At 49.3% G+C, this 2,449-nt stretch carries 4 protein-coding genes; 1 reads left to right on the top strand and 3 read right to left on the bottom strand.

Translation table 11 applies throughout. The features are described from left to right. The 3 genes from KP814_RS32320 to KP814_RS33570 form a co-directional block, all read right to left on the bottom strand. On the bottom strand, window positions 1–268 hold a 268-nt coding region (locus KP814_RS32320; protein ID WP_216740640.1), incomplete at its 3' end, for a replication protein. A gap of 11 nt (window positions 269–279) precedes the next feature. Beyond that, window positions 280–891 carry a hypothetical protein gene (locus tag KP814_RS32315; RefSeq protein ID WP_216740639.1) on the bottom strand — a complete coding sequence of 204 codons (612 nt, stop codon included), beginning with the start codon at window positions 889–891 and terminating at the stop codon, window positions 280–282. Then, window positions 888–1,106 carry a Cro/CI family transcriptional regulator gene (locus tag KP814_RS33570; RefSeq protein ID WP_216740638.1) on the bottom strand — a complete coding sequence of 73 codons (219 nt, stop codon included), beginning with the start codon at window positions 1,104–1,106 and terminating at the stop codon, window positions 888–890. Before KP814_RS33570 ends, KP814_RS32315 begins: the two co-directional genes overlap by 4 nt. Window positions 1,107–1,204: 98 nt before the next feature. Here KP814_RS33570 and KP814_RS32305 point away from each other — a divergent pair, with 98 nt between their 5' ends. Continuing rightward, window positions 1,205–1,900, top strand: a complete 696-nt coding sequence (locus KP814_RS32305) for a S24 family peptidase (RefSeq protein ID WP_216740637.1) — start codon at window positions 1,205–1,207, stop codon at window positions 1,898–1,900. Window positions 1,901–2,449 lie beyond the last annotated feature (549 nt).

The raw sequence follows: 2,449 nt of genomic DNA, 5'->3' as shown, positions 1-2,449 counted from the left end.
GGTCTGCGCGAATGTGTGTAATGTCGCCTGTGTAACCCATAGCCTTCTGAATCTGCTCGGCGGCCATCCAGTCGGATTTTTTGTTGTATCCATAGGTCTTGCGAATGATCGCCATGAACACACGGTATTGCCTGCCGCTAAGCTCGACGAGAGCCAGCGCATCGACAAGGTCGTTCGCCATGCGGGTATATCCGTTTTCGATGTCCGCCTTAACTATTCCAATAGCGTGCGGACTGGGAAAAGCCACAACGTTGGCTTGTGCTTCCATCTATCAACCTCCTAGTTGATAACTGCGTGAGAACGGGCAGCCATTGCAGCGCCCTTATAGTTCAGCTCGGGGTAGGTTCTTTCCAGCTCGCCCAGAACAGCCGCCCCAGTGGCGACCGCTTCGGACACTTCCTGATAGGCGCGACGGGCGGATTCGAGGTCCGGGTGTATGCCCAGCTCAATGACGGACACCTGGGCTTCCATCTGTTCTTTGGTGAGACAGGCCGCCATGCGGGTGGCGTCGATGTGCTCGCAACTCACTTGCCGACTACACACCACAACCCCGGTAACCCCGAACACGTCATTCAGATAAGACAGGCGCAAGGCTTCAGGCATGGCCGCAACAATGGCGGGCTCTAGACACCACAACCTATCAAGGAAGGCGTGTATCCCGTCGTATTGACCCAGCCAGCGGAAGATCTTTTGGGCGTTGACGCGGAGGTCGTTATAAAGGTCATCCGACTGGTTGAACGTAATCCCTTCGTTTTTAAGGATTTCGGACAGCCCACAGTCGTTAGCCGCTTGAACGATTTCTCCACAGATAATCGCCCTGCTCGCTTTGGGTTGTTCCAGCCAGCGATTAACAGCGGACATAAGCAGCTTTAGGCGTGATTGCTGTTTCATGACTCTTTCCTGCAGCCACACTTAGACTGACCGCGTCGTTTCGAAATATAGGGTCTGCATGCTTTGAGTTTCCCTCCGGTAATGTTTTCAAGCTGAAGCGCACGAAGTTCCGGGATAATCTCACCCCATTGAGAAATGGCTGACTTATGAAGCTTTAACACGTCTGCTAGCGCTTGTTGGCTTCCAAAAAATTGGACTGCCTCTGTCTTTTTCATGTTTGACATCCTTATGTTCTTAGTTTAGAACTAATTTAGTTCGCTAAACATTAACAGTCAAGGACTAAGAACATAAAAATGTTTAGCATACTAAACCTATGGATACTTCAAACCGCATCAAACAGCGCATGCAGGCCGTCGGCCTCAAAGCTGTACAAATCTCAAAACTAATGGGGGTCTCAAGAGGGACCGTCAGCCAATGGGTTAATGGCGTCAGCAAACCAAGCGGACAAAACCTAATCGCATTAAGCCAGGCGCTTGAGTGCGATCCTGATTGGCTGCTTTCCGGGAAGGAAAGACAGAAGCCTGAAAGCAACGCCACATGGATGGGCAAGGTTGAGGTGTGGGAGGAAGGAGACCCATTAAAGGAGGATGAAATAGAGTTGCCTTTTTATACCGAAGTTAAGTTGTCTAACGGTAACGGCAGCGTTGTCAAAATAGATAACAATGGAGCTAAGCTGCGCTTTTCAGTTCCCTTGCTAGAGCATATGGGAGCAGACTCAAAAAGCGCTGCGTGCTTAACTGTGAACGGCCCCAGCATGGAGCCAGTTCTACCAGATGGCAGCACCGCAATTATTGATGCAGGTGAGACGTCAATAAGAGACGGCAAGCTTTACGGAATTGACCACAACGGAATGCTAATAGTCCGGTTAGTATTTCGAGTTCCAGGTGGAGGGTTGAGACTCAAGTGCTACAACAGCTCCGACTATCCTGATGAAATTATTGTTGGTGAAAACCTAAAAAATGTGCGCGTACTTGGGCGAATTATTTGGTACTCAGTAGCATTAGTGTAGCGACACAAAGAACCTCTGGGCCACGCAAGGTATTGTTGCAGAATAATTACCCCCAAAATTGCACCTAAGCAAATATCGCTCATAAACAACACCAAGCCCAAAGGCTAACCAAGCACACCAGTTATAAGCCTGCGTAAGCAGGTTTTTTTGTGCCCATCGAAAAAAATGTTCTTATCTACGAACATTTATGTTGACCACAATTGTTCATACAGCTAAACTTTTTCTCGTACTGAATAACGAACAGGACCCGACAATGTTTAGCGCCCCCAAGCCCCACAACGAAACACGGAATAAGAGCTTAAAGCTTGCCATAGCCCCTTATCACGGCCCGATCAGCAACCTATCCAGACTGGCCCAATACAAGAGCAAACGAGCCATCAAGGCCGTTAACCCTAACGCCAAGTTTCCAGTCGCTATCTACCAATAAGGACCACACATGAACGGAACTCTACTCACCCACATGACAGACAGAGAGCTTCTAAACGCCCTCATGATCAAGTGCGCGGTCGAGGCTGAAGCCATCCTCTACAGACTGGACGACCTACGAGA

This window comes from Hahella sp. HN01, from assembly GCF_018986435.1.
In the GTDB taxonomy this organism is placed as follows: domain Bacteria; phylum Pseudomonadota; class Gammaproteobacteria; order Pseudomonadales; family Oleiphilaceae; genus Hahella.
The sequence above is the reverse complement of the archived record's forward strand: the minus strand, read 5'-3'. Positions and strand labels throughout refer to the sequence as shown.

Coding starts and splice junctions, on each gene's coding strand:
- KP814_RS32315 (WP_216740639.1), bottom strand. CDS start 891: ATGAAACAGCAATCACGCCTAAAGCTGCTTATGTCCGCTGTTAATCGC.
- KP814_RS33570 (WP_216740638.1), bottom strand. CDS start 1,106: ATGAAAAAGACAGAGGCAGTCCAATTTTTTGGAAGCCAACAAGCGCTA.
- KP814_RS32305 (WP_216740637.1), top strand. CDS start 1,205: ATGGATACTTCAAACCGCATCAAACAGCGCATGCAGGCCGTCGGCCTC.